The 24,088-nt window shown below is 63.5% G+C and carries 30 protein-coding genes; all 30 read left to right on the plus strand.

What is annotated here, in order from left to right; all coding sequences use genetic code 11:
- Nucleotides 1–70: 70 nt before the first annotated feature.
- The gene (locus AB1402_01835; GenBank protein MEW6540340.1) at nucleotides 71–718 is read left to right on the plus strand and encodes a Yip1 family protein; all 648 of its coding nucleotides are present in this window, start codon (nucleotides 71–73) and stop codon (nucleotides 716–718) included.
- A gap of 143 nt (nucleotides 719–861) precedes the next feature.
- On the plus strand, nucleotides 862–1,224 hold the full coding sequence (locus AB1402_01840) for a response regulator (protein MEW6540341.1): 363 nt from the start codon (nucleotides 862–864) through the stop codon (nucleotides 1,222–1,224).
- Nucleotides 1,225–1,307: 83 nt separating this feature from the next.
- On the plus strand, nucleotides 1,308–1,970 hold the full coding sequence (locus AB1402_01845) for a hypothetical protein (protein MEW6540342.1): 663 nt from the start codon (nucleotides 1,308–1,310) through the stop codon (nucleotides 1,968–1,970).
- A gap of 22 nt (nucleotides 1,971–1,992) precedes the next feature.
- Nucleotides 1,993–2,859, plus strand: coding sequence for a class II fructose-1,6-bisphosphate aldolase (locus AB1402_01850; protein MEW6540343.1), 867 nt, complete (start codon nucleotides 1,993–1,995; stop codon nucleotides 2,857–2,859).
- Between the two features lie 56 nt (nucleotides 2,860–2,915).
- Nucleotides 2,916–3,563 carry a fructose-6-phosphate aldolase gene (fsa, locus tag AB1402_01855; protein MEW6540344.1) on the plus strand — a complete coding sequence of 216 codons (648 nt, stop codon included), beginning with the start codon at nucleotides 2,916–2,918 and terminating at the stop codon, nucleotides 3,561–3,563.
- Between the two features lie 238 nt (nucleotides 3,564–3,801).
- Entirely contained in the window at nucleotides 3,802–5,301 is a 1,500-nt protein-coding gene (gene rho, locus AB1402_01860; protein ID MEW6540345.1) for a transcription termination factor Rho, read from the plus strand.
- Between the two features lie 90 nt (nucleotides 5,302–5,391).
- Entirely contained in the window at nucleotides 5,392–6,246 is an 855-nt protein-coding gene (locus tag AB1402_01865) for a M23 family metallopeptidase (GenBank protein MEW6540346.1), read from the plus strand.
- Between the two features lie 247 nt (nucleotides 6,247–6,493).
- The gene (locus AB1402_01870) at nucleotides 6,494–7,789 is read left to right on the plus strand and encodes a radical SAM protein (protein ID MEW6540347.1); all 1,296 of its coding nucleotides are present in this window, start codon (nucleotides 6,494–6,496) and stop codon (nucleotides 7,787–7,789) included.
- Nucleotides 7,790–8,034: 245 nt separating this feature from the next.
- Nucleotides 8,035–8,646, plus strand: a complete 612-nt coding sequence (locus AB1402_01875) for a Na+/H+ antiporter subunit E (GenBank protein MEW6540348.1) — start codon at nucleotides 8,035–8,037, stop codon at nucleotides 8,644–8,646.
- 81 nt (nucleotides 8,647–8,727) lie between these two features.
- Entirely contained in the window at nucleotides 8,728–9,009 is a 282-nt protein-coding gene (locus AB1402_01880) for a monovalent cation/H+ antiporter complex subunit F (protein ID MEW6540349.1), read from the plus strand.
- Nucleotides 9,006–9,314 (plus strand): monovalent cation/H(+) antiporter subunit G, encoded by a 309-nt coding sequence (mnhG, locus tag AB1402_01885; GenBank protein MEW6540350.1) that lies wholly within the window; start codon nucleotides 9,006–9,008, stop codon nucleotides 9,312–9,314. Before AB1402_01880 ends, mnhG begins: the two co-directional genes overlap by 4 nt.
- Nucleotides 9,314–9,553, plus strand: a complete 240-nt coding sequence (locus AB1402_01890) for a hydrogenase subunit MbhD domain-containing protein (GenBank protein MEW6540351.1) — start codon at nucleotides 9,314–9,316, stop codon at nucleotides 9,551–9,553. Before mnhG ends, AB1402_01890 begins: the two co-directional genes overlap by 1 nt.
- Nucleotides 9,550–9,843, plus strand: a complete 294-nt coding sequence (mbhE, locus tag AB1402_01895; protein ID MEW6540352.1) for a hydrogen gas-evolving membrane-bound hydrogenase subunit E — start codon at nucleotides 9,550–9,552, stop codon at nucleotides 9,841–9,843. The genes AB1402_01890 and mbhE overlap by 4 nt, the downstream gene beginning before the upstream one ends.
- A gap of 162 nt (nucleotides 9,844–10,005) precedes the next feature.
- Nucleotides 10,006–10,437 carry an MnhB domain-containing protein gene (locus AB1402_01900; protein MEW6540353.1) on the plus strand — a complete coding sequence of 144 codons (432 nt, stop codon included), beginning with the start codon at nucleotides 10,006–10,008 and terminating at the stop codon, nucleotides 10,435–10,437.
- Nucleotides 10,438–10,439: 2 nt separating this feature from the next.
- Nucleotides 10,440–10,832 (plus strand): cation:proton antiporter subunit C, encoded by a 393-nt coding sequence (locus AB1402_01905; protein ID MEW6540354.1) that lies wholly within the window; start codon nucleotides 10,440–10,442, stop codon nucleotides 10,830–10,832.
- Nucleotides 10,829–12,337 (plus strand): monovalent cation/H+ antiporter subunit D family protein, encoded by a 1,509-nt coding sequence (locus tag AB1402_01910; protein ID MEW6540355.1) that lies wholly within the window; start codon nucleotides 10,829–10,831, stop codon nucleotides 12,335–12,337. The genes AB1402_01905 and AB1402_01910 overlap by 4 nt, the downstream gene beginning before the upstream one ends.
- A 72-nt stretch (nucleotides 12,338–12,409) precedes the next feature.
- Nucleotides 12,410–13,933: a proton-conducting transporter membrane subunit gene (locus AB1402_01915; GenBank protein MEW6540356.1), complete on the plus strand. Its 1,524-nt coding sequence runs from the start codon at nucleotides 12,410–12,412 to the stop codon at nucleotides 13,931–13,933.
- 74 nt (nucleotides 13,934–14,007) lie between these two features.
- Entirely contained in the window at nucleotides 14,008–14,229 is a 222-nt protein-coding gene (locus AB1402_01920; GenBank protein MEW6540357.1) for a hypothetical protein, read from the plus strand.
- A gap of 11 nt (nucleotides 14,230–14,240) precedes the next feature.
- On the plus strand, nucleotides 14,241–16,010 hold the full coding sequence (locus AB1402_01925; GenBank protein MEW6540358.1) for a Na(+)/H(+) antiporter subunit D: 1,770 nt from the start codon (nucleotides 14,241–14,243) through the stop codon (nucleotides 16,008–16,010).
- A 308-nt stretch (nucleotides 16,011–16,318) separates the two neighbouring features.
- Nucleotides 16,319–16,552 (plus strand): type II toxin-antitoxin system prevent-host-death family antitoxin, encoded by a 234-nt coding sequence (locus tag AB1402_01930; protein MEW6540359.1) that lies wholly within the window; start codon nucleotides 16,319–16,321, stop codon nucleotides 16,550–16,552.
- Nucleotides 16,536–16,979, plus strand: coding sequence for a PIN domain-containing protein (locus AB1402_01935; protein MEW6540360.1), 444 nt, complete (start codon nucleotides 16,536–16,538; stop codon nucleotides 16,977–16,979). The genes AB1402_01930 and AB1402_01935 overlap by 17 nt, the downstream gene beginning before the upstream one ends.
- A 138-nt stretch (nucleotides 16,980–17,117) precedes the next feature.
- Nucleotides 17,118–17,321: a 50S ribosomal protein L31 gene (gene rpmE / locus AB1402_01940; protein MEW6540361.1), complete on the plus strand. Its 204-nt coding sequence runs from the start codon at nucleotides 17,118–17,120 to the stop codon at nucleotides 17,319–17,321.
- 72 nt (nucleotides 17,322–17,393) lie between these two features.
- Nucleotides 17,394–18,320, plus strand: coding sequence for a DUF1385 domain-containing protein (locus tag AB1402_01945; protein ID MEW6540362.1), 927 nt, complete (start codon nucleotides 17,394–17,396; stop codon nucleotides 18,318–18,320).
- 39 nt (nucleotides 18,321–18,359) lie between these two features.
- Nucleotides 18,360–19,427, plus strand: coding sequence for a peptide chain release factor 1 (prfA, locus tag AB1402_01950; protein ID MEW6540363.1), 1,068 nt, complete (start codon nucleotides 18,360–18,362; stop codon nucleotides 19,425–19,427).
- Nucleotides 19,428–19,601: 174 nt separating this feature from the next.
- Nucleotides 19,602–19,943, plus strand: a complete 342-nt coding sequence (locus AB1402_01955; protein ID MEW6540364.1) for an AbrB/MazE/SpoVT family DNA-binding domain-containing protein — start codon at nucleotides 19,602–19,604, stop codon at nucleotides 19,941–19,943.
- 42 nt (nucleotides 19,944–19,985) lie between these two features.
- Complete coding sequence (prmC, locus tag AB1402_01960; protein MEW6540365.1) at nucleotides 19,986–20,846, plus strand: peptide chain release factor N(5)-glutamine methyltransferase; 861 nt, start codon at nucleotides 19,986–19,988, stop codon at nucleotides 20,844–20,846.
- A gap of 150 nt (nucleotides 20,847–20,996) precedes the next feature.
- Nucleotides 20,997–22,085, plus strand: coding sequence for an L-threonylcarbamoyladenylate synthase (locus AB1402_01965; GenBank protein ID MEW6540366.1), 1,089 nt, complete (start codon nucleotides 20,997–20,999; stop codon nucleotides 22,083–22,085).
- Complete coding sequence (locus tag AB1402_01970) at nucleotides 22,082–22,621, plus strand: manganese efflux pump MntP family protein (GenBank protein MEW6540367.1); 540 nt, start codon at nucleotides 22,082–22,084, stop codon at nucleotides 22,619–22,621. Before AB1402_01965 ends, AB1402_01970 begins: the two co-directional genes overlap by 4 nt.
- 89 nt (nucleotides 22,622–22,710) lie before the next feature.
- Nucleotides 22,711–23,187, plus strand: coding sequence for a low molecular weight protein arginine phosphatase (locus tag AB1402_01975; protein ID MEW6540368.1), 477 nt, complete (start codon nucleotides 22,711–22,713; stop codon nucleotides 23,185–23,187).
- 324 nt (nucleotides 23,188–23,511) lie between these two features.
- Complete coding sequence (gene rpiB, locus AB1402_01980) at nucleotides 23,512–24,012, plus strand: ribose 5-phosphate isomerase B (GenBank protein ID MEW6540369.1); 501 nt, start codon at nucleotides 23,512–23,514, stop codon at nucleotides 24,010–24,012.
- Nucleotides 24,013–24,088: the final 76 nt, after the last annotated feature.

Consider the following 24,088-nt stretch of genomic DNA (forward strand, 5'->3'; position numbering starts at 1 on the left):
GCAGTTTTGCAGCGGTCTCTTAGAAGAGCACCACGGATGGTTATCCGTGCCCCGGAAAGGAGCAAGCATCTTGGGCAGCCTCGGTTTTTTGGAAATCATCTACGGTGTGCTTTTTGACCCGGTCAACACTTTCCGGCGGTTGGCCGAGGACCCGCCGTTTCCGTTGGTCCTCATCATCGTGACTCTGGTCAATGCCGCCGGGACACTGATGGGCATGCTGACCGTGAACACCATCGCGCTTTCCGGGCTGGGAACGGAATACGACCCGATCATCGCCGGTTTGGGTCCTTTCCTGGCGCTCACCGGCTTTTTTCTGTGGTACGCCAAGTGGCTGGGTTACGGCGCCGTACTGCACCTGGTGGCGCAGTTGCTGGGGGGGCAAAACGGGCCCAAGGCCACCCTGACCGTGTATGGCTTGGCCGGTTTGCCCGCCGTTCTGATGCTGCCGGTGCAGGGTTTCGTTGTGGTGGCCGGTGTCGCCGAGACCCCGGCCTCGGCTGTCTTGGGCCTGATCGGGCTGGGGGTGTTTGTCTGGAGCCTGGTCCTCCTGATTATCGGCCTGCGGGAGGCACATGGATTTGTCACCGGCCGGGCGGTGACCGTGGTTTTCGTGCCGGTGGCCGCTGTGGCCGCGTTGCTCCTGATACTGCTGATCATTATGGTCGCCGGTCTGGCCCCGGTGGTGCCCCGCCCACCCGGGGTCCCCTTGGGGTTCTAAGGCGCTCCCTTGGGGTTCTAATATTTTCCGTTCGGTTTTAGCCCGGCAGGAATTTGATTCGGCCGTCCAGAATACAGGGTATCACCGGATCAAGGGCCCCGGCATTGACTGCACACCGGGAATAATCGGAGGTGAGGCGGGGGATGCTGTTGGTCGTGGATGACCAGCCGGCGATCAGGCAACTGCTTGCCGAAGCCTTGGAAAGCGAAGGTTTCGCCGTGATTGCGGCGTCCAACGGTTATGAGGCCGTCAACATCACGCGCCGGCAAAAACCCGAGCTGATCCTTCTCGACCTCAAGATGCCCGGGCTGGGTGGACTGGAGACGCTCCGGGAGATTCATCGGTTTTCCCCCGATATACCGGTAATCCTGGTTACGGCTTACGGAGAGTTGTCCGACCCCGGGGAGGCTGAAAAATTGGGCGTCCGGCGTCTGATTATCAAGCCTTTCGACCTGAATGAAGTGCGGTCCGTGGTGCGGAGCGTCCTCGGCGCAGTTGCGGTCTGATTGTGGCCCGCAGAAAAGGATACGGTATTTTTTTGGCGAAGAAGGTCTTTTATAGAGGTCTTTCTTCAAGGAGGTTTGTCGGGGTGCTCGTCAAGACCGAGACAACGCTGGCTCTGCGGTGTTCGGACTGCGGCCGTTCGGTTGTACAGACCGTATCCCGTTTCGCTCTGGGTCCGGAAAGGCCGATTGAAGTCCTGTGCAAGTGCCAAAGCCGGCTTCTGGTTGTGAGCACCAAAAGCCGGAAATCATACTGGTTGGACGTGAATTGCGTCATCTGTGAGTCCACACACATGTACCGCCTGACGGCCTCCGAATTCTGGTCCCGGGAGGTTTTCTACCTTTCCTGCCAGGAAACCGGTCTCGAATTGGGCTGCGCAGGCCCGTACGAGAGGGTGCGGAATTACCTCCAGAGCAAGGAGCAGGCCCTGGAAATCCTGGTGGAGGAAATGGGCGGGCAAAACTACTTCCGCGATGCCGAGGTCATGCTCAGCGCCCTGACCATTGTCCACACCCTGGCGGAGGAAGGCAGCCTCTATTGCCCCTGTAAGGAGAACCGCATCGAATTGGAGATTTTCCCGGATCATATTGAGCTTCACTGCCGTCATTGTCTTCGCATGTGCCTGCTCGCGGCTGAAACCGAGGATGATATGGCGAAACTGGAGCAATGCGAGTCTTTAGAACTGAAGCGGCAGGTGTTTGGCGAGAAAAAGCCCAAGACCCACCGGCGCAACCACGATAACAAGTAACCGACGGAGGCGCTCCTCACAAATGACCCTGGTCAACCTGGCCACTTTATTGAGACCGGCTGAGGCCGGCGGTTGGGCCGTCGGCGCTTTCAACTGCAACAACCTGGAACTGGTTCAAGCCATCATTCAGGCCGCCGAGGCCGAGGCGGCGCCCGTGGTCCTTCAGGCCAGCCAGGGGGCGATCAAGTACGCCGGGCTGGGCTACATATCGCTGTTGGCCCTGGAAGCGGCCCGGACCGCTCGTGTGCCCGTCGCCGTGCACCTGGATCACGGAACCAGCTTCGAGCAGGTCATCCGTTGCCTGTGTTCGGGGTTCAGTTCCGTAATGGTCGACGCCTCCCACCTGCCGTTCGCGGAGAACATCGCCTTCACGCGCCGGGTGGTGGAAACCGCCCGGCCGGTGGACGTATCGGTGGAGGCGGAGCTGGGGCGGATCGGCGGTACTGAGGACGATATCAGCGTGGATGAACGGGAGGCCTTGTTCACCGACCCGGACGAGGCGGGGCATTTCGTGCGGGCCACCGGGGTGGACGCCCTGGCGGTGGCCGTCGGTACCGCCCACGGGTTGTACCGGGGTACGCCCCGGCTTGATTTTGACCGCCTGGCCCGCATCCGGGACCGAGTTAAGGGAACGCCGCTGGTTCTGCACGGCTCCTCCGGGGTACCCGCGGACGCCGTCCGGGAAGCCATTGCTCTGGGTATCCGTAAGGTGAATATCGACACGGACATCCGGCAGGCGTTCACCGGAAAGATCCGGGAAGTGCTGGCCCTAACCCCCGAGGAAATCGACCCGCGCAAAGTGCTGGGTCCGGCCCGGGAGACGGCGGTCGAAATAATCCGCGGGAAAATCCGTCTTTTCGGCAGTTCCGGCCGGGCGCGCGCCATCTAGGACACCGCCGGCTTCACTGCACTGTCGACCATCAAAGGCAGGAGGTCTAGTCTCATATGGAATTGTTCCTCGATACGGCCAACGTGGACGAAATCAGGGAGGCGGCCGCCTTGGGTGTAATCTCCGGCGTGACCACCAACCCAAGCCTCATCGCCAAGGAGGGGCGCGATTTCACGCAGGTGGTCCGTGAAATCACCGCTTTGGTGGACGGACCGGTAAGCGCGGAAGTCATTAGTACGGCTGCGGAGGCCATGGTGGCTGAAGCCGAAGAACTGTCCCGGATCCATCCCAATGTGGTCATCAAGATCCCCATGATCCCCGAGGGCCTGAAGGCGGTGAGCAATCTGGAACCCCGGGGCATCCGGACCAACGTGACCCTCGTTTTTTCCGCCAACCAGGCGCTTCTGGCCGCGCTGGCCGGAGCCAGTTACGTCAGCCCGTTTGTCGGGCGCCTGGACGATGCGGGGCACGACGGCATGGAAGTGGTCCGGGACACCGTGGAGATCTTTGACCTGTACGAGTTTGAGACCCGGGTGATCGCCGCTTCGATCCGGCACCCCCTGCACGTGTTGACGGCGGCCAAGGCGGGTGCGCACATCGCCACCGTGCCCTATCAGGTGTTGATGCAGATGGCCGGACACCCGCTCACTGACGTGGGCCTGCAAAAGTTCCTGGACGACTGGGCCAAGCTCAAGGGACGCTAAGGTTGGCTGGCATCCGGCTTCCAGGCCCCGTATTTGTCCCCGCGGGTTCCACCAGGCAGCTTCTCGCAGGACTGGCCCATCATAGGAAAATCCCCTCTCCCTCTGGGAGAGGGTCAGGGTGAGGGGTATTTTCATTCTTTGGGCGGGTTTCACACAAGGGCTTTTAGCTCGTTATTGAATAAAAACCTTCGCGGGTGGTAATAAGAATAACGACCCTAGTCGGGAAGGAGGGTTGCTTTTGTCCGCAACCGCACTGGAGGATAAGACGCTCGCCGAACTGCAAAACCTGGCCAAAGAACTCAAAATCCCAGCCTACTACCGTTTCCGAAAAAAGGAGCTGATTGCTGAAATAGAGCGAACCCAACAGGATCTTGGGCAGGTTGTACAACCGCCCCCACCGGAAGCAGGGGAACCCACCGAAGACGGGTCGGTTCAGCACACACCCCCCACGGCGCTGGTGGAGAGAGAACACCAGGAACCCCGAGAGACAGCGCGGCAATATCACCAACACACTCCACACCACCCGTACCCGCATACCGACGCCGGCCGGACGCTGCTGGACCGGAGCCGGTTATTCCAGGCGCAAGGCTATCTGGAAATCCTGCCGGAGGGCTACGGGTTCTTAAGGCCGTCTCAGTTCCTGCCGTCAAACGACGACATCTACGTGTCGGCCTCGCAAATCCGCAAGTTCGACCTGCGTACCGGAGACCTGGTTTCCGGCCAGGTACGGCCGCCCAAAGACACCGAGAAGTACATGGCGCTGTTGCGGGTGGAGAGCGTGAACGGGGAAGAGGCGAACCTGGCCGGCCGCCGCCGGCACTTTGACGAACTCACACCGCTGTATCCCCAGGAGCGGCTTACTCTGGAGACCACCCCCGACCGTACGGCGGCCCGGATCATCGACCTGATCTCGCCGCTCGGGAAAGGGCAGCGGGGGCTGATCGTCGCGCCGCCCAAAGCCGGGAAGACCACGCTTCTTAAAGAAATTGCCAACAGCATCACGACCAACCACCCGGAAGTGGTCCTGATGATCCTCCTGATCGACGAGCGCCCCGAGGAAGTCACCGATATCCAGCGTTCGGTCAAGGCCGAAGTGATCGCCTCCACCTTCGACGAGCCGGCGGACAACCACGTCCGGGTGACGGAGATGGTGCTGGAGCGGGCCAAGCGGCTCGTGGAGCACAAGAAGGACGTGGCCGTCCTGCTGGACAGCATTACGCGCTTGGGGCGGGCGTACAACCTGGTGGTGCCCACTTCCGGTCGGACCCTGTCGGGCGGGGTGGACCCCGCGGCCCTGCACAAGCCCAAGCGTTTCTTCGGCGCGGCCCGCAAAATCGAGGAAGGCGGGAGCCTGACCATCCTCGCCACGGCCCTGATTGAGACCGGCAGCCGGATGGACGAGGTCATTTTCGAGGAGTTCAAGGGCACCGGGAACATGGAGCTGATTCTGGACCGGAAGATCTCGGAACGGCGCATCTTCCCGGCGATTGACGTGCAGCGTTCCGGCACGCGCAAGGAGGAACTGTTGCTCACCAACGACGAGCTGGAACTGATGTGGTACTTCCGCAAGACCACGAACCAGATGTCCTCTTCGGACGCGATGGAACACCTGATTGAAGAGATGCGGCGCACCCGGTCCAACCGCGACTTGCTGCGCAACTTCCAGGCCTTCAAGCAGGCGGCCGGCGGGCCGCCGGAAGGGTGGATGATGCCGGGTCCCCCAATTCACCGCAAATAGGGCCAGGGCCCAAAATCTCCGTTTAAACCGGGCCGGTTACGGAAAAACTAGCTAGCGAATGCTTGAATTCAGGAGTGTGGTGACCAATCAATGTTGAAGCGTTTGCTAGTGACCGGCTTGGCCGGTACGTTGCTGGCGGGTGCCTTCCTGTATCCGGCCGGCGCCCGGTTGGACGAATGGATTTTGGCCGACCGGCCTTACGAGCACCCGGCGGCTCAAGACCTTCCGCAGAGCCGCTACGTGGTGAAAGAGGGCGACAGCCTGTGGAAGATCGCCGCGGATCACCGCGTGGACATGGATACCCTGCTGGAGCTGAATACCATCGCCAACCCGGACTTCCTCCGTCCCGGCCAGTTGTTGACCGTTCCGGGCACCCGCCTGCCGCACCTGGTGCAGGAGGGTGAAAACCTGACCGCCATCGCGGCGATGTATCAGGTGACGGTGGCCGACCTGGTGCGGGAGAACGGGCTTGACGACCCGGACCGGCTGTTTCCCGGCCAGCGGCTCTCTGTGCCTGTGCGCGGGCACGGCGGCCCGGCGGCCCCGGCGGTCGGTTGGAGAAGCCTTTTGATGCCGGCGGCCGGACCCGTATCCGATGTTTTTGGCACGCGTGCGGACGGGCAACCCCATTACGGTATCGACTTCGCGGCCGATCACGGCGCGCCGATCCGGGCGGCCGAGGCCGGTCAGGTCGTATTCGCCGGCCCGGCGGGCACCTTCGGGCTGTTGGTGATCCTGGACCACGGCGACGGGCTCACCACCTACTACGCCCACTGCTCGGAGATCGCGGTCGCTTGCGGGGACCGGGTCAACGCCGGGGAGATCATCGCCCGGGTAGGCGACACCGGCCGCTCCTTCGGCCCGCACTTGCACTTTGAGGTGCGCTGGAACGGCGAGCCTTACGACCCGATGCTTTACCTGACCGGGGTAGGCCACGAGACCTAAAAAAGGGGGACAGTCCCCCTTTTTCCAACCCTTTTTTCAGTGCCGCTACCCTGAAAATCCCCTCTCCCTCTGGGAGAGGGTCAGGGTGAGGGGTATTTTCATCCTTCCGATGGTGCCCGCAAGAGCGGCATGGTTGTCTTTTTCAGGTTTGACCGGGCCGGGGTTCCTCGGTTATTCTGTACGCGTCCTGATATTCTGGGAAAAAGGGGGACAGTCCCCCTTTTTCCCTGCGGACGGGGGTGGGGCCGTGAAACTTCTCTATGCCGACGGCGAGGGTGTGCTTTACGAGGACCCCGAGCTAGGGGCGGCGGCCTGGACCGGGGCCGAGATCATCCCTTTTCCGGAGCGGGAGGCCATCCCCTTGCCGCCCGGCTCGGACCTGGTGCTGCTTGACCAAAGGGCGCCGGTCGGCTGGGCGGGGAGGCCCGTCAAAGACGTCCGGCGACTCGAGGGCGGCGGAAAGCTTTTCGCGGTGGCCGCGCTCCTGCCGGCCGGTTTTACCCGGACCCTGCTGCCGGCTTACCGGGTTTACGGGCCGACGCCCGACCTGGGCCTTTTCGGTTACACCGCGGTGGGTGCGCGGGACGGGGAACTTTTCGCGGCGGCCCTGCATACCGACGAGGAATACCGTTGGAACCCGCTGCTGTACAATGACCCGACCCTGCCCCGCCGGATCAAGACCAAGCGCCGTCAATTCCCGACAAACCGCCTGGTGGAACACCTGGCCCACTGCGCTTGCGCCTACCACTGCCTGACGGCCCAGAACATCTTCTACGCCCGCTGGGAGGCCGGCATCCCGGTATCTCCGGCTTGCAACGCCGATTGCCTGGGCTGCATCTCGAGACCAGCCTCCGGGCGGCGCCCTCCGGCCGGGCGGTGCCCTCCGGCCGAGTGCCCTCCCTCCGGGCGCCCTCCCGCCCCGCAGGAGCGGATCGGCTTCGTTCCCACGGTGTCCGAGGTGGTTGAACTGGGTGTCTCCCACCTGCAGGACGGGGTGGAGCCGATCATCAGTTTCGGCCAGGGTTGTGAGGGGGAGCCCTTGCTGCAGTCAAAACTGCTTGCCCAGGCCGTCCGGGGGATTAGAAAGGCCACCGGCAGGGGGAGCATCAACCTCAACACCAACGGGGGTGACCCCGCGGCGTTGGCCGCGTTGGGCGAAGCCGCACTCGACAGCGTTCGGATCAGCCTGATCAGCGCGCACGAGGAGACTTACACCGCTTATCACCGGCCCCGCGGCTTCGGTCTTGCCGACGTCCGCCGGAGCATAGCCGCCGCCCGTACCCGGGGTGTGTTCGTGAGCCTAAACCTCCTGATCCTTCCCGGACTTACCGACCGGGAAGAGGAAGTCAAGGCGCTTCTCGAGCTCGTGCGTTCCGAAGGAGTCCATATGGTCCAACTCCGCAACCTGAACGCGGATCCGTACCGGCTCCTCAAAACCCTGCCCCCCGCGCGGGGCCGGATTCTCGGCATACCGGCCCTCGTCTCGCGCCTGCGCCAGATCCCGGGCTTGCGCGTGGGCAACTTCACCATCAACATCCCGTAGGAATCCCGCCAATCGACGCCCATTCCGGCGAGATCGCCGCTCCTGACAATTAATAATCAACCGGGCGGGAGCAACGGAGAGAATGAATGATTCCGAGAGCGAATGGTAGTCGGTTGACTGGTTTTAAGCAGATACTATAAAATGTTTTTTAGGACCTTACCAATTGAGCCTTCCGGCACAAGCCGGCTTAGGGCTTTTGCATCAGCGCGGGGTCAGAGCCGCCTTTTATTTTGGAGGCAGACAAAATGGCGGAACCCAAAAAGGCCATCAGCTTCCGCCTTCCCCTGGGGGCGGATCTTAAGTACAGCCTTCTTCTGACGCTCTTTCTTTTTGCTTTCTGGGTGGTGCTGTCCGGAAGGCTTGAAGCGCGATACTTGATTATCGGTTTTCTGACGGCGCTGGGCGTGACGGTGATCACCAGGCCTTTCTCCGTTTTGCCCCGGGATGGCACCGCCGGCGGCACGCCGGTTTCGGTCTGGGGTTTGCCCTGGCTGCGCCTGTTGGCCTTTTTGCCTTGGCTCTTCTGGGAGCTGGTGAAGTCCAGCGTGTCGATGGCCTGGCTGATCCTGCACCCGAAAATGCCCGTCGACCCGCAGGTCATCCGGTTTGAAAAGCACTTTCCGCACCCGGTCGGTTACCTCGTGCTGGCCAACTCCATCACCCTGACTCCGGGGACCCTCACCGTGGACGTGCAAGACGGCCGGTTCACCGTCCACTGCGTGCAGAAGGCGATGGCCGAGTCGCTGGCGCCCGCGGAACGCGAGGGCGAAATGCCGCGGCGGGTCGGTCTTGTCTTCGGTGCCGCACGTGCAGTCGACCTGGCCCTGGAAGACGACGACAACGGCGAGGAGCAATAGGAGGAGCAATAGGCTGGGATTTTCTAGCAAACACTCCGGGGAGTGTCTGGCGGCGAGGAGCAATAGGAGGAGCAATAGGCCGTGCATTACTTTCTGCTGGCGCTTATCGTGGCCATCGGGGCCCTGAATATCCTGGTGCTCTTCGGCCGGATCATTCCGGGGCCGACCGTTTTCGACCGCCTGGTCGGGATGAGCATCATCGGCAGCAACACCATCATCCTGTTCCTGTTGCTGGGGGCCGTGTGGGAGCGGCTGGACATGGTGGTCGACGTGGCCCTGGCCTACACGGTGGTAGGGTTCATCACCCTGTTGGTGCTGGCCAAGTATTTCGAGGGCAAGAGCGAGGAGGATGCCGAATCATGACTTATGTGGCCGCTGCCCTGATGCTGGCCGGGTTTTTTCTGCTGCTGGTGGGGACCATCGGTGTGCTGCGCCTCCCCGACTTCTTCACCCGCCTGCACGCCGTGGGCAAGTGCGACACCCTGGGGATGCTCTTGTTTATCGCCGGGCTGATGGTTTACGAAGGATTGAGCCTTATTGCCCTGAAGCTTGCGTTCATCTGGGTTTTCTTGGCCATCGCCAATCCCACGGCGACCCACATCTTCAGCCGCGCGGCCTACCGCGCCGGCCTGAAGCCGTGGACCCGCGGCAAGGAGGAAGCCGGCTGATGGAAATTGTACAGGTGGTATTGCTGCTGGTCCTGATCGGCTGCGCCCTGGTGGCCCTGGGGGTGACCGACCTGCTGGTCGCCGTGATCCTTTTCGGGTCCTTCAGCTTCGCGTCGGCCATACTATTCGCCCTGATGAACGCGGTCGATGTCGGCTTTGTCGAGGCCATCATCGGGACGGTCATGAGTGTGATTTACATTTCCGTCCTGTTCGGCTTGGAGAGGAGGTCGTCCCGTTGAAAAGGGTCACCCTGTTTTTCCTGGCGCTCATCGGCGGCCTCTTCATCTACGTCTCTTTCGACCTGCCCCGCGTGGGCGACCACCAGTCGCCGCCCGCGGTGCACGTTTCGCCGCGGTATATCGAATCGGCCTACGAGGAGACGGGCACGCGGAACATGGTCAGCGCGGTGCTGGCGGACTACCGCAGCTTCGATACGTTGGGCGAAGTGCTGGTCATCGTCATCGCCGGCCTGGCCATCGTCTCCATTCTCAGTGCCAGGGGACCGCACTGCCCGCTGGACGACCACTGACTAAAAGCGTCCGGATGAAGCAGGGCTGTTGCCTGAACATGAATGGCAACGGGTCGGATACTCTGTCCGGCAGCGTCCGGATAAAGCACAGACTTGTTGCCTGAACATAGTGGCTTGTTGCCTGAATCCGGCTCGGTGGACTTTAGGAGGCGCGTGACCAAAATGCGCAGGGGATTCGGCGGTATCGTCCTGAACATGGCTTTTCGTTTGCTGCTGCCCTTCATCATTGTGTTCGCCGTCGCCGTCCTGGTGCACGGCCACTACAGCCCCGGCGGGGGCTTCCAGGCCGGGGCGCTCCTGGGCGTGGCGGTGATTCTCGTCCAGCTCGTCCAGGGCCAGGACGCCAAGTGGGTGGGCCGCCGGGACGCGGTGACCCTCTCCTGCATCGGCGCCTTGATTTACCTGGGTATCGGCACGCTCTCCTTCTTTTGGGGCGGCAATTTTCTGGACTACGGGGTGATCCCCGTGGAGGCGACGGCGGCCAAGGCCCGCGCGCTGGGCATCCTGGGCATTGAAGTCGGGGTCACCCTGGCGGTGATGGGGGTCACGATCATCATGTTCGACTCGCTGACCCGGGAGAGGGGAGAAGAGTAGCGATGCTCGGCCAGTATTACCACTTGCTCGACCACCTCGCCGGCTACGTGAGCTGGTGGCTGATCGGGGTTCTTTTTTTGATCGGCCTCTACGGCATCATAGTAAAGGAAAACCTGCTGAAAAAGATCATGGCCTTGAACGTGATGCAGGTGGCCGTGATCCTGTTCTTTCTGAACACGGCGCAGAAATCCGGGGCCACGCTGGCGGTGCTGCTCCCCGGAGAGACGGCCGGCGCCGTGGACGTCTACGTTAATCCGCTGCCGCACGCCCTGATGCTCACCGCGATCGTGGTCAGCCTGGCGGTGGTGGGCGTGGCCATGGCCCTTTTGATCCAGGTGTACCGCTGCTACGGCAGCCTGGAGGAGCCCGAGGTGCTCAGGAGGATGCGCAAATGAACCAACACCTCCCGATCCTCATCGTCATCATCCCCCTGTTCGTGGCCATGGCGGCGCGCCTGTCGGTCCGGCTGTCCGTTCCGTTCACCCGGGGCCTGGTCCTGGCGGCGGCACTGGCCGTGTTGGCCTGCGGGGCCGGGGCGCTGGCCGAAACTCTGGCCCGGGGGGAACCGTGGCCCTACCACGTGGCCGGTTGGCCGCCGCCCTGGGGCATCGAACTCGTCATCGATCCCCTGTCGGGCGGCATGGTCGTCCTGGTCGCTTTCTTCGGCCTGGCCGCCCTGGTGTATGCCGGGCCGTACCTGCAGGGCCGGACGCCGCGGGAGCAAGGGTCTTTCTACGCCCTTTTCCTGCTCGCCTTGGCCGGCCTCTTGGGTATCTGCGTCACCGGCGACCTCTTCAACCTGTTCGTGTTCCTGGAGATCTCTTCCCTGGCGGCGTACGCCCTGATCGCTTTCGGGGGGCGCCGGGCGATCGTGGCCGCCCTGCGCTACCTGATCATCGGCACGGCCGCCGCCTGTTTCTATCTCTTGGGGGTCGGCTACCTCTACGCGGTGACCGGCTCCCTGAACATGGCCGACCTGGCGGTACTGTTGCCGCCGCTTATGGATTCACCGGCGGTCATCCTGGCCGTGGTCTTCATCGTGGCCGGCCTGGGCGTCAAGACGGCGCTCTTCCCGCTCCACGGCTGGCTGCCGGACGCGTACAGCTACACGCCGGCCCCGGTGCTGGCCTTTATGGCCGCCGTGATGACCAAGGTGAGCGCGTACGCCCTGTACCGGATCCTGTACTTCGTGACCGAGGCCGCCGGACCGGTGTCCGTGACCCTGGAGGCGCTCGGGTGGATGGCGGCCGCGGGCATACTGTTCGGTTCGGTCATGGCCATCGCCCAGCGCGATTTCTGGCGGATGCTGGCCTATTCCAGCGTGGCCCAGGTGGGGTACATCGTTCTCGGGCTGGCGCTGGGCAACGTCTTGGCGCTGTACGGCGCGCTTCTGCACGTCGTCAGTCACTCGCTCGTGAAGGGCGGGCTCTTTTTCATCGCCGGGGGCGTCAGTTGGGAAACCGGTGTGCGGCGGGTGCCGGACTTCGTGGGCATGGCCAAAAAGATGCCGCTCACCATGGCCGCCTTTGTGGTCGCCGCGTTCTCCATGATCGGGTTGCCGCCCACGCTGGGGTTCTTCAGCAAGTGGTACCTGGTGCTGGGATGCCTGGAGGCGCGTGCCTGGGGGTTCGCCGCCGTGCTCGTCGTGAGCAGCCTTTTGACAGCGGTCTATTTCTTCCGGGTGATTGAGAACGCCTACCTGAAGGGCAGGCCGGAGGCGGGGGCGGCGGGGGCCGAACAGCCGGTCCGGCCGCGCGGGCGGCGGTTCAGGCTGGAGCTGCCGGCCGGCATGCTGCTGCCGATCCTGGTGTTGAGCCTGGGCGTGGCGGTCCTGGGCCTTTTCAACGAGCAGATCATCAGCAACGTGATCCACTACGCGCTGCCGTGGAGGTTGCCTTAAATGCCGGCTGAAGTTGTGTTCTACAGACCGCGCGGAAAAGGTGTCCGGGCTAACCAGTGGAGGTTGCCATAAATGCAGGCTGAAGTTGTGTTCTCCGTAGCGCCCCTGGTGGCCGTGCTCATCTCCCTGGCCGCCGCCGGGCTGATCCTGTTCTGCGACCGGCGTCCGGACCTGCGGGAGGGCGTGACCATGGTCGCGGCGGCGGCCAAGTTCGCCGTCGTCCTGTCCATGCTGCCGGCGGTCCTCGGCGGGGCGGTGGTGGAGACGGCGCCGCTCGACATCGCCAAGGGCATCGCCCTGCACTTCCGGGTGGACGCCTTCGGCCTGCTGTTTGCCCTGCTGGCCTCATGCTTGTGGATTATCACTTCGGTGTACTCCATCGGGTACATGCGTTCCCTGAAATACGGACACCAGACCGGCTATTTCGCCAGTTTCGCCGTGTGCCTCTCGGCGGCGGCGGGTATCGCCATGTCCGGCAACCTGCTGACGTTCTTCATCTTCTACGAAATCCTGACCATCGCCACCTACCCGCTGGTCATTCACCGGCGGAACGCGGCGGCGGTGTCCGGGGGCCGGGAGTATCTGGTGTACCTGCTTCTGGCCGGTCAGGTGCTCTTCATCGCCGTGGCTTGGGCCCACTGCCTGGCGCCCGGCGCCGCGTTCACCCCGGGCGGGTTCCTGGCGGACACCGGGGCGTCGGTGCTGGCGCTGCAGGTGTTGTTCGTGCTGTTCATGGTCGGGGTGGGCGTGAAGGCGGCCGTCATCCCTTTGCACGGCTGGCTGCCGACGGCGATGGTGGCGCCCACACCGGTGAGCGCCCTGCTGCACGCGGTGGCGGTCGTGAAAGCGGGGGCGTTCGCGGTGGTGCGGGTGACCGGCTTCGTGTTCGGGCCGGAACTGATGGGTGAGTTGGGCGTGGGCGTGATCCTGGCCTGGCTCGCGGCGGCGACGATCATCTTCGCCTCGCTGCGGGCGCTGTCCGAGGACCACTTAAAGCGGCGGCTCGCCTACTCGACCGTCAGTCAACTGTCGTACGTGGTGCTGGGCGCCGCCCTGGCCACGCCAGCGGCGATGCTGGGGGCGATGTTCCACATCGTGGCCCACGCCTTTATGAAGATCACCCTGTTCTTCTGCGCCGGGGCGATCTACGCCACCACCCACAAGGAATATATCCGGGAGCTGGACGGGCTGGGCCGGCGGATGCCGTACACCATGGGCGCCTTCGCGGCCGCCGCGCTGGCCATCACCGGCATGCCGCTTCTGGTTGGGTTCATCAGCAAATGGAACCTGGGCGTCGGCGCGGTCCAGGCCGGGCAACCGGTGTTCATCGCCGTGCTGATCGGCAGCGCGCTCCTTAATGCCGCCTACTTCTTCCCGATCGTGTACCGCGCCTATTTCGGGCGGGCCGGGGAAGAGGCGGCGGTGGCGGGCGGGGAGGCGAAGCCGAGCATGCTGGTGCCGCTTTTGATCACCGCGGCGGCGGCGCTGGTGCTGGGCGTGCTTCCGAACCTCGGCCTGCAGTTCTACACGCTGGCCCAGATGGCGGCCGCGGCCGTGGCGGGCGGCGCCCCGGGTCCGGCCGGAGGGGGAATGTGAATTGAAACGCCCAACGCCAAACCCGTCTCGCGGGCGATTTCGGGGCCCGGGACCGGCCGGAGGGGGAATGTGACGTGAAGAAGTGGCCTTTAATCGCGCTCGTGGGGGCGCTGGCGTTGAGTTTCGTGGCCGACCTCCTGCTCCGGGAGAGCTACGGTCACGGTAAATTCTGGTGGAGTGAGCTTTACGGCTTCGACCTCCTGTTCGGCTTTTTGGGCTGTCTGGCCATTGTGTGGGTGTCCAAGGCGCTGGGCAAGCACTTCGTGCAGCGCGGCGAAGACTACTACGACAGGTGAGCGCGGGTTTTATGCCGATGATGCATCCTTCAGTATTCCTGGCGGCCGGGGCGCTATTGGTCCTGGTCCTGCCGGCCAAATGGCGCCACCTGGGCCTCCTGGGTGGGCCGGTATTGGCCGTGCCGGCGGTTTTGGGCCTCCAGCCGGGCACGGTCGTGCCTTTCCCGTTCCTGGACTTCGAGCTCCAGGTACTGCGCGTGGACGCCTTGGCCCGCGTGTTCGGGATTGTTTTCGCCGTGACGGCCCTCCTCGGGGCCGTATACGCGCTGCACGTGAAAACGCGGGGCGAGCACGCGGCGGCGCTTCTCTACGCCGCCGGTTCCCTGGGCGTGGTTTTCGCCGGCGATTGGCTGACGCTTTTCCTCTGCTGGGAAGTGATGGCCGCCTCGTCGGTGTTTTTGATCTGGTTCCGGGGGCGGCCCGCATCGCTGGCCGCGGGTTTTCGCTACCTTCTGGTGCACTTTTTGGGCGGGAACCTCTTGCTGGCCGGCATTCTGCTGCTGATGAGCCAGGGCAGCCTGACCGTGACCTCCCTGACGGGGACCGGCGGCCCGGCCTACTGGCTGATCCTGGCCGGGGTGGCCATCAACGCGGCGATCGTGCCCCTGCACGCCTGGCTGACCGACGCCTACCCCGAGGGCACCGTGACCGGCAGCGTTTTCTTAAGCGCCTTCACCACCAAGGTCGCCGTGTGCGTTTTGATCCGGGTGTTCCCCGGCACTGAACTTTTGATCTGGGCCGGCGTGGTTATGGCGCTCTACGGGGCGGTGTACGCCCTCCTGGAGAACGACGCCCGGCGCCTGCTGGCCTATTCCATCATCAGCCAGGTGGGGTACATGGTGGCCGCGGTCGGCATCGGCACGGAGTTGGCCATAAATGGCGCCACGGCCCACGCCTACAGCCACATCCTGTACAAGGCGCTCCTCTTTATGGGCGCCGGCGCGGTGCTCTACGCCACCGGCCGGAGCCGGCTCACCGAACTGGGGGGCATCGCCCGGGCGATGCCCGCGGTCGTGGTGCTGTTTATGATCGGCAGCCTCTCCATCTCCGGGGTGCCGCTTTTGAACGGGTTTATCAGCAAGTCGCTCGTGGTGTACGCGTCGGAGGCGAGCGGGCTGGCCCTGGTGACCCTGCTCCTGCAATTGGCCGGCGTGGGGACCTTCCTGCACACCGGGTTGAAGCTGCCGTACCTGATGTTCTTCGGCGAAAACCGCCATGGCTTGCGGCCGGCGAAACTGCCGCTGAACATGTACGCGGCCATGGCCGGCGGCGCTTTCTTGTGTACCCTTTACGGCGTTTACCCGGCGCTATTGTACGCCGAGCTGCCCTATCCGCTGGCCTACGAGCCGTTCGCGGCGTCCAAAGTGCTGGCCGGCGTGCAGCTTCTGCTGGCGGCCGCCGCGGGTTTCTGGCTTTGCCGGCCCGGATTCGGCGCCGAACCGGCTATTTCGCTTGATTTCGACTGGTTCTACCGCAAGCCGGCCGCCGCCCTGCTCGGGCGCACGCTCCACGGTATGCGCGGGGTCAAGGGCACGGTGGAGGGCTGGGGCGCGGCGTTTTTCCGGATTGCGGCCCCTTACGTGCGCAACCCGCTCCTGGTGGGGGTGGACCTGTTGCGGAACACCAGCTACCGGGCGGCCCGCCGACTTGACCAGGACGGCTGGAGCGGCCGGGTTCCCTACGATGAGAACCGGCACCGCTTCCCGACCGGGTTCAGCGTGCTCTGGAGCCTCATGTTCCTGGGCCTGATGGCGGTGCTCCTGTACACCGGGGTGCTGTAGCTGAGAACCGGCACCGCTTCCCGACCGGGTTCAGCGTGCTCTGGAGCCTCGTGTTCCTAGGCCCGATGGCGGTTTTTCTTTACGCCGGGGTGCTGTAGCTTCGTTCGTTACCGGGTACGTCCGTCGCTCCGGTTTTTCCAACCGTGAACCCACGCCCGTTGCACGGAGGAAAAGTCGTGAAGATGAAGATTTGAGCCGCCCCTGCCAACCAAGCCTTTTTCTAAAAATCGCACTGAATAAAGTTGACTAAATCGCACATGATGCGTATGATATAAGTGAACACAACACAAGCGAAAGGAGTGAATGACATGCGTGTGTCAGCCACCGAATTCAAGATGAACATGGGCAAGTATATCGAGCGCGCCGCCGTTGAGGACATCATCATCACCCGCAACGGAAAGGATGTTGCGCTCCTCACAAACGTCGAGGGCAAAAAGAAAGACGCGCTCAAATCCCTGCGCGGCATTATAAAGGGTGCCGAACTCACCTGCGGCCAAATCCGCGAGGAAAGGTTGGGCAGGTACCGTGAAAATTCTAATTGACACCAACGTCATCATTGATTACCTTGCCGACCGGGCACCCTTCGCGGATCATTCCGAACAGGTGCTGGCTCTCTGCGAGAGCGGAGAGGTCGACGGTTTGGTTACGGCCAACGCAGTTACCGACATCTACTACGTGATGCGCAAGGTGGCCGGGAGAGAAAAAACGCTGGAAGCCATCCAGACGCTCTGTTCCATCTTGGATATTGCGGACGTAGGGAAAGCCGATATCCTGAACGCGATGGAACTTGATATGCCCGACTATGAGGATGCTCTGGCCGCACAGTGTGCAAAGCGTAACAAGGCCGACTGCATCGTCACGCGTGATGTCACCGGCTACGCCAACTCGCCGGTTCCGGCAAAAGAACCGGCTGCCTTCCTGAAACAATTTGGGGCGTCCACCGGGGGTCATAGCGAGGAGGTCAGCTGATCCCCGGCTAAGATGGGTTCAATCTTGGGGCATGCGTCAGCCCTGCTTTTTGCGCTCTTTTCTTGCGCCGGGTAGCGCCGGTGTGTTAACATTAAAACTGCGGTTTTGAAAGTTCCGGATAGAGAGAGGTGACGAACGATGAAGGAAAAGCTTCACCCGGGCTACCAGAAGGCCAAGATAGTGTGTGTGTGCGGGGCGCAGTTCGAGGTTGGGTCCACCAGGAAGGAAATGCGCGTGGATATCTGCTCGAAGTGTCACCCCTTTTATACCGGCCAGCAGCGCACGGTGGAGACCCACGGCCGGGCCGACAAGTTCCGCCGCAAGTACGGGCTCACTAAGTAGCAGGCATCAAAAGGATTCGGGCCGAAATAGCAGAGCGAAGCTCTGCTATCTGCTTGACGGGAAGAGAGTGTAATGAAAAAACCCTTCAGCTATGGGGGTCAGGCGGTCATCGAGGGCGTAATGATGCGGGGGCCCCGCACCTGGGCGGTCGCCGTCCGGTGCCCGGACAATACGGTGGAGGTGGAGACCCAGGCGGTGGAAACGGTCACCACCCGGTACCCCTTTTTGAAGTGGCCGCTCATCCGGGGTACGGTGGTACTGGTGGAATCTTTGGTGATCGGCGTCCGCGCCTTGAGCTTTTCGGCCACTAAGGCGGCCGGCGAGGAGGAGAAACCCATCTCCCCGCTGGAGATGGCGTTCACCATCGGGCTGGCGTTCGGGCTGGCCATTCTGCTGTTCATCGTCCTGCCCGTGTTTTTGGCCCACCTCTTGACGCCGCTGGTGGAGGGGCGGGTCGGCCAGAACGTGATCGAGGGCCTGCTCCGGGTCGGCGCTTTTTTGGCCTACGTGGCGGGGGTCGGCCTGATGCCCGACATCAAGCGGGTGTTCCAGTACCACGGGGCCGAACACAAGGTCATCAACGCCTACGAGGCGGGGTCCGAACTGAGCCCCGAGGCGGTGCAGCGGTTCTCGCCCCTGCACCCGCGCTGCGGCACCAGCTTTTTGCTGGTGGTAATCGTGCTCAAGATCTTTGTTTTCAGCTTTTTGGCCACCGACCCCCTCTGGTGGCGCGTGTCCTCGCGGATACTGCTGCTGCCGGTGGTGGCCGGCCTGGCTTACGAGCTGATCAAGCTCACGGCCCTGTACGCCCGGTTTCCGTTGGCCAGGCTGTTGCTGGCGCCGGGGCTGGCGGTGCAGCGGCTGACCACGCGGGAGCCCGACGACGACCAGGTGGAAGTGGCCCTGACGGCCTTCGAGGCCGTGCGGGCAAGAGAAGAGGGAGAAGAGGGAGAAGAGGGAGTCGCTCACGATGATTCCTCGTCGCTCATGCGGGGATGAAAATATTGCCTGGCGATTCTATTTTTGGAGGAGACTTGGATGTTCGCCAAGTTGGACCATCTGGAAGCGAAATACGAGGAACTCAATAGGCTGATTTCCGACCCGGCGGTGCTCCAGGACCAGGAGCGCTGGCGGGGCTACGTGAAGGGCCACGCCGAGATCATTGATGTGGTCGCCGTCTACCGGGAATACAAGCGGGTGGCCGCCGAGATGGAAGGCGCGCGGCAGATGCTCCGGGACGAGCAGGACGCCGAGATGCGCGCATTGGCCGAGAGCGAGGTCGAGGTGCTGCGGGAGCGGTCGGACGAGCTGATGCGGCGCCTGCGCGTTCTTTTGCTGCCGAAGGACCCGAACGACGAGAAGAACGTCATCATCGAGATCCGGGCGGGCACGGGAGGGGAGGAGGCGGCCCTTTTCGCGGGGGACTTGTTGCGGATGTACCTGCGCTACGCCGAGCGCCGGGGCTGGCGGGCCGAAATGTTGAACGTCAACGAGACCGACCTTGGGGGGATCAAGGAGGCGATCGTCCTGCTGGAGGGCCGGGGGGCCTACAGCGAGTTGAAGTTCGAAAGCGGCGTCCACCGGGTGCAGCGGGTGCCGGCCACCGAATCGGGCGGGCGGATTCACACCTCGGCGGCCACCGTCGCCGTGCTGCCGGAGGCCGAGGAAGTGGACGTGGAAATCCGGCCGGAGGAACTGCGGGTCGACGTGTTCTGTTCCACCGGCCCCGGGGGCCAGTCGGTGAACACCACCCAGTCGGCGGTGCGGGTCACCCATCTGCCCACCGGCATCGTGGTCAGTTGCCAGGACGAGAAGTCGCAGCACAAGAACCGGGACAAGGCGATGAAGGTGCTGCGGGCGCGGCTCCTGGACAAGGCGCAGCAGGAGCAGCAGGAGCAGATCGCTTCGAGCCGGAAGACCCAGGTCGGCACGGGCGACCGGAGCGAGCGGATCCGAACGTACAACTTCCCGCAGAACCGGGTGAGCGACCACCGCCTGAACCTGACCCTCTACCGCTTGGAAGAAGTGCTGCAGGGCGACCTGCACGAGTTCGTCAGCGCCCTCATCACCAGCGACCAGGCCGAAAAACTCAAATCCCTCGACTAAAAGTGGTCCGGACGGATCGAGTCAGAGAAAACCGGGCGTCGCCCGTTTTCAGTTGAGAGACCAACAATTCAATGATATGATAAAAACAAGGAAATGTGTATATTTTTGAAAGCATGAGCATATACTAAAGAGGGAGTATTAATGCTGCAGTCTGCCATCAGAGGTGATACGAAAATGGAGCGTAAGATCATCAGCGTTTCGGTGAGACGCCAGATTACAATACCGCAGAAATACTTTGAGGCTTTAGGCTTTAACAATGAGGCCGAATGTATTTTGCAGGATGGCGGCATATTCATCAGGCCAATCCGTGAGGCGGGAGGCGGCGAGTTTTCAGAGCAGATTCTCGCTGATCTGATCGCACAGGGTTTTTCGGGCTCGGAGCTTTTGGAGAAATTCAAGCAGCAGAGCAAAAAGGTACGACCCGCCGTGCAGAAGCTGATAGAGGAAGCCGATGCTTTCGCGCAGAGCGGCGCCGGAAAAATATCTGTGAACGAGCTGCTCGGAGCAGAGGAATAGGCCATGTATGAAGTGTGTCCACTATAGAGAGCGAGTAGATCAATGCCTGACCCCCTGCTTACGGTTGGAGAGGCGCTGGCTTGGGCGCGGACGGTGCTCCGGACCGGTGAAGGCCGGACCCCGGCCCTTGATGCGGCCGTACTCCTATGCTCGACTATCGGGTGTGACCGGGCGGACCTGTACCGGGAGCCGGAACGGGTTCTGACTGATATTGAACGGGGTCGGTTTGAGCAAATGGTGAGTGACCGGCTTGAGGGACGACCGGTGGCTCACCTCACCGGGCATCGGGAGTTCATGGGCTTGGATTTTTTGGTAACGCCCGAGGTGCTGGTGCCGCGGCCCGAGACCGAGTTGATTGTCGAAGAGGCGCTCCGGCTAATGAGCGGTGGACCGGAGGGCTCGATAATAGTGGACATTGGAACAGGCAGCGGGGCCATCGCCGTCAGCCTGGCTCGGTATGCCCCGGCGGCGCGCGTACTGGCCACCGATCTGTCGGAAGCAGTCCTTACCGTAGCCCGGCTGAACGCCGTTCGCCACCGGGTCAAGGTCGAGTTCCTGCTCGGCGACCTCCTGGAATCCATCCCGGATACACTGGCCGGCCAAATAGACGTAATTACGGCCAACCTGCCGTACATCCCAACCACCGAAGTGGATACCCTGCCCCGGGCGGTAAGAGCCGAGCCGCGTGCCGCCCTTGACGGCGGGCCGGACGGGTTGGACCTCTATCGAAGGTTGGTTCCGCAGGCGTATCGGTTTTTACGCCCCGGCGGGTATCTTTTGTTTGAAATCGGCCTTGGGCAGGGCCGGGCCGCACTGGCTTTGGTGCCGCGGGCGAGGTGGGAAAGCAAAATCCTTCCGGACTTGGCGGGGTGGGAGCGCGTGGTTGTAGCCCGCAGAATCTAGATACGGCGGCACGTACTTAGCGCGGAACGAATGAAGACAACAATCGTCTCAGGGAAAGTCAAAGAAAGTAAAAAGTATTAGGGGCCAGGCTCTGTGCCCCTTTTTCGGGGTATGATGAGGATGAAGTCGCTTAGATGGTGACACGGATAGATGATGAGGATGAAATCGCTGGAAGAGGGTCGGGAGACGACCATTCACTGGCGGGTTGACCCGTACTTCCCCGACCCCCGGGCTGTGGCGGCGGCCGCCGCCCTGATCCGCGGGGGCGGGCTGGTCGCCTTCCCCACCGAGACCGTCTACGGCCTCGGGGCCAACGCCCTGGACCGGAACGCGGTTAGGCGCATCTTTGCGGTGAAGGGGCGGCCCGACGACAACCCCCTGATCGTGCACATCGCCGAGCGCGCCGAAATCACCAGCTTGGTGCGGGACCTGCCGCCGCAGGCCGAAAAGCTCATCGGCCTTTTCTGGCCCGGCCCGCTTACCCTGGTGCTGCCGCGCTCCGACCGGGTGCCCCCGGCGGTCACCGCCGGCCTGGACAAAGTGGCGGTCCGCATGCCCGCCCACCCGGTGGCCCTGGCCCTGATCCGGGAGGCCGGCGTTCCGGTGGCGGCGCCCAGTGCCAATACCTCCGGCCGTCCCAGCCCCACCACGGCCGCGCACGTGCTGGAGGACCTGGACGGGCGGATCGAGGCCGTTCTGGACGGCGGCCCGGTCCCGGTCGGCGTGGAGTCCACCGTGCTCGACCTGACCGTGTCGCCGCCGGTGATCCTGCGTCCCGGCGGTGTAACCGGGAAACAGTTGGCTGCGGTACTTGGAACGGTCGTCCACCATCCGGAAAAAGCGCCCGGGCGGCCCCAGGCTCCCGGGATGAAATACCGGCACTACGCGCCCCGGACTCCGCTCATCCTGGTGGAAGGCCCGCCGGGCGCGGTGACCGCCCGCATCCGCGAGCTGGCCGCCGAGGCGCGCGCGGCGGGGGAGCACGTGGCCGTTTTGGCCCGGACGGATACAGCCGCCTCCTATGCGGACGTCCCGGTCGTCCCCTGCGGCAAAAGCGGTGACGCCGGCAGCACCGCCGCCGCGTTGTACGGTGCCCTGCGGGAGTGCGACGCTTTGGGGGCCGATCTGATTCTGGCCGAAGGTCTGGCGGCTGAAGGCCTGGAAGGCCTGGGACGGGCGGTGATGAACCGGTTGCGCAAGGCGGCCGCCAAAATCATCGTCGTGGAGGCCGGGTCTTGACCACCGGCACGGTCCTCCTGTTGGCGGGCGCGCTGGGCACGGACGCCTTCTCCCTGTGCCTGGGGCTCGGGTTGAATGGATTCCGGCAGCGGCTGGTCTGGATGCTGGTCGGCCTGATCGTCGCGCTGCACATAATACTGCCGATCGCCGGCTGGTACGCCGGAGAGTTTACCGGCCGGTTGGTGGGCCGCTGGGCCGCCTATCTCGGCGCCGCCGTACTGTTTTACCTGGGTGTGAAAATGGTCCGGGAGTCACTGGCGCCAGCGCAGATGTCCCGCAAGTCAATGAGACCCGGCTTTTTGGGACTCACCGTCTTGGCGGGCAGCGTGAGTATGGACGCCTTAAGCGTGGGCTTCACGCTGGGTACGGCCGGCGCCGCGCTGCTGTTCACCGCGGTCGTGATCGGCCTGGTGGCCGGTTTGATGTCGGCGGGCGCTTTCATCCTGGCGCACCGGGTGGAAAACTGGGTCGGGCGCCGGGCGCAACTGCTGGGGGGTCTGGTGCTCATCGGGGTGGGCCTGCGCCTGCTGTTCTGATTTAGGACAAACGTTTCGGCCGGCCGGGAGGGGTGCGCCACCGCCGGCCCGCGGCTTGGCGGGGGGTTGAGTGGGGGGGTGGTGTTTACTTGAAGAAGAAACGGATTCTTTTCGTCTGCAGCGGCAACACCTGCCGTTCGCCGATGGCCGAGGCCCTGGCTCGGGAGATCAGCCGCCGGGAATACGGCGAGGCGGTCCGCGTCTCCTCGGCCGGGGTGTTCGCTCTGCCTGGCGCGCCCGCCACGCCCGAGGCGGTCGAGGCGCTTCTCGCGGCGGGCATCGATCTCCAAGGGCACCGGGCGGCCCTGCTCAGCACCGCGCTCGTTGAAGAGGCGGACCTGGTGCTGACCATGACCGCCGTGCACCGCCGCCAAGTCCTGCAACTGATGCCGAACGCCGCGCACAAGGTGCACGTTTTGGCTGACTACGCCGGGTGGGGCGGCGACTTGGAAGACCCGATCGGCCGGCCCCCGGCCGTTTACCGGGAGTGCGCCTCCCGCCTGCGGACCCTGGTGACGGCGGCGCTGGCCCGGTTCGCCCGGACGGGACCCACCGGGGAAAGCTGACCGCGGCCCGGTAGGGGGAGCTTGATCGCGAAAGCTTGACCGCGGGCCGGTGGGAGAACCAGCCGTCGATCAGGAAAAACATCCCCGCTTTGGTGATGCGCCGGGGAAAGCATCTCGCGGCCCGGCGGAAGGAAGGAGATCTTGGCGGCGATGTAGAAAGCTTCCGAAGACCGTCTTTTTTTGCCGAGGGATTGGGAACCGTATCAATCAGCGGTCGGAGTCGGAGAATCAGCTCGGAGGGTCCTCTTTCCCCGGCACAAAAAGCAGAAGGCGCAGTCTCGTGCCAATCGCCGACCGGAGAATCAGCGAAGGGAGTCCTGGTGTTTGCGCATCGCGATCGCTTGTGACCACGGCGGGTTCAGACTCAAGCAGGAAGTGCTGAACTACTTGAAAAACAGCGGTTTTCAGGTTGAGGACTGCGGGACGTTCTCCGAGGCCTCGGTGGACTACCCGGACGTGGTGCTGCCGGTGGCCGAGGCCGTGGCCCGGGGCGAGTGGGACCGGGCCATCCTGTTGTGCGGCACCGGCGTCGGAGTGGCGATGGCGGCCAACAAGGTGCCGGGGGTCAGGGCGGCGGTCGCCCACGACCCTTATTCGGCCCGTCATTCGCGGGCCCATAACGACGCCAACGTCCTCGCCCTCGGCGAACGGGTCGTAGGCGCGGGCCTGGCCCGCGACATCGTGGCCGTCTGGCTGAAAACCGAATTCGAGGGCGGCCGGCACGCCCGGCGGGTCGGCAAGATCACCGCCATCGAAGAAAAGTACGCCCCCAGGAGTTGTGCAGCAGGAGTTAGTCTCCTTAAAGGACGGCACGATAAGCAGTGAGTGCCAAAAGCGGTTGAAGAAGAAGAATGCGCCCCATCGGAATCAAAGTTTTGGCAAGCCAGGAAATCCCGGAGTG

The sequence above is a fragment of the Bacillota bacterium genome, from assembly GCA_040757205.1.
In the GTDB taxonomy this organism is placed as follows: Bacteria; Bacillota; Desulfotomaculia; order Desulfotomaculales; family Desulforudaceae; genus Desulforudis.